The organism is Komagataeibacter melaceti (assembly GCF_003403295.1).
Lineage (GTDB): Bacteria > Pseudomonadota > Alphaproteobacteria > Acetobacterales > Acetobacteraceae > Komagataeibacter > Komagataeibacter melaceti.
In genome coordinates, this window is record NZ_QUWV01000220.1 from 1 (window position 1) to 1881 (window position 1881).

2 protein-coding genes and 1 pseudogene are annotated in these 1881 nt (G+C 63.3%); all 3 read left to right on the forward strand.

All coding sequences use genetic code 11. The features are described from left to right. Positions 1 to 258: hypothetical protein (locus DY926_RS17440; RefSeq protein ID WP_158552065.1), on the forward strand; the 258-nt coding region annotated here is incomplete at its 5' end. Between the two features lie 550 nt (positions 259 to 808). After that, on the forward strand, positions 809 to 1273 hold the full coding sequence (locus DY926_RS16495) for a DUF3085 domain-containing protein (protein WP_116704335.1): 465 nt from the start codon (positions 809 to 811) through the stop codon (positions 1271 to 1273). Between the two features lie 192 nt (positions 1274 to 1465). Then, a pseudogene (locus DY926_RS16500) lies at positions 1466 to 1881 on the forward strand (hypothetical protein); the annotation flags it as partial.

A 1881-nucleotide genomic window follows, 5' to 3' on the forward strand; every position in this document is an offset into this window, starting at 1 on the left:
GTTGAGACCTGCTTCTGCAACAGGTCGGAACCATGGGCGCAACTCTCTTTCTGCGGGCAGACACTGGGGCTGCTGCCCGATCATGAAATCGCGTGGCGGTGCGCGGACCTGCACCGGCAATGGATCCGCATGGAGCGGCCCGCCAGTGAGTGGCTGGCGCTCGTGTTCGATGCGCAGGTTCTCATGCGCAGGCGGCTTGAAGGCGAGGGCTGGCTGGGACCGTCCCGCCATTGCTCGCCGCAGGCTCTGGCGGCATAAGAAACCGGGGCCGCCTGATGAGGACGGACGAAACATCCACGCAGGCTACGGCGCGGGATGTCGCGGCCCCCATTCATCGTAGCCGGATATGACATCCCGGGGGCCGTGATGTCATGTCCTGAACTGAGGGGAAACCATGATCGTTCTGATTGTGGTGGACCGGAAGTGGGTTAAGAAGCTGCTTCGCACAGCGAAGAAGGCCCTCCAGGCGGCAGCCACCGTCCTGAAGGGCCTAGCGGATTAATCCACTTCCACCACACGGCCGGGGGGTATTCTTTGACCGGATGCCCCCCGGCCACGGGTTCAGATTAGGACATTCCGGCTACGATTTTCAAGGGGCGCGACACCTTCCGGTGCCGCGCCCCTTCCGTTTTGCGGAGTAAGAAAAACCAGCATTGCCACAATGGGAAAGGGTGGGGCGCAGGACCGCCCCGCGCGTTCGTGGCCGCGTGGACGGATAGACAGGAAGCCGGGTTTTCAGAGGGTGACGCATGCCATGCGCCACCCTTTTTTCGTGCCCTCAGGCGAGGGCACGGAAAGGAAAACGCTTATGAAACTGCATTTCGATCACGCACTGGTCGCCCGGCTGCTGGCGCACGCCACGGCGGCGAAGGAGCACCTGCCCACGTTCGAGCAGAGCTGCGCCCCGGCCTTCCTGAGCGATGGGAAGGTTGACCATGCGCGCATCCCGGCTGGACTGATGCTCGTTGGCGATGACGGGCTGTACCTCATGTCGAACGGCATGCCTGCGCTCTGCGATCCGCAGGGGCGCGCCAATCTTGTGGCCTATGCCCGCGAGGCCGATCCTAAAACCAGCCCTGAAGAGAGCTACGACATCAAGCGCGCCGCCTTTGGCGACGATGATGGCGTGGAGTTTCTGGCAGCCGATGTCATCCGCAATGCACTTGAAGCGACGGCGGGGGGGGCGCTGTGGCTCGATGTGACGCCTTCACGGATCAGCGCGCCATGTCTGGCGCCACCGCGCCGTAACGCGGGCACGCGGCGGCGAGTCTGAAAGAAAACACGAAACGCAGGAAAGGGAAAGCGCTGCCATGGCGTGCCGGTCGGGGCCAGAGGTGGCGCTTCCCCATGCTCGCTGCGCTGCGCGTGGGTCCAGTGCCGGCGCATGACGCCGCTCTGGCCCCGACCGGCACGCCATGGCCCGCGTAGAACATCCGAAACAGCAATATAAAGAGAGAGAAAAGCAATGGCCGTTCTGATCCTGCAAGCAACGCCCGCTACCCGCATCATTGGAAAAATGGGGGCTTCCACCTCCTACGAAATCACGACCCATATGGTCCCGCCCCGGCAGATCACGGCGACGACCATGCCGGTTATTGCTACCCAGGTTCTCACCTTCGGTCGGCATGTTGCCCTGATGTGTCCCCGGCGTTCCTTCATGGTTCTCGTCCGCCCCGCACGGGGGCAACGCAAGCCGCGCGGCTTCGATGCCGCAATGCGGGCGGAAGAACTCAACTGCGTTTCCTGGTTGCATGTAACGCTGGCGCATCCCGTTCCTCATGCCGATGGGCCCGGCGTCGTTTCATGGGGTGGGAGATTCACTCCGTTCTGTCTGGACGGCCATGATCCGGTCTGGCCGGGTGACGGGCCGGCGTTTCTGGA

Excerpts from the sequence above, each read along its gene's own strand:
- DY926_RS16495 (WP_116704335.1), top strand. The coding sequence starts at position 809 with ATGAAACTGCATTTCGATCACGCACTGGTCGCCCGGCTGCTGGCGCAC.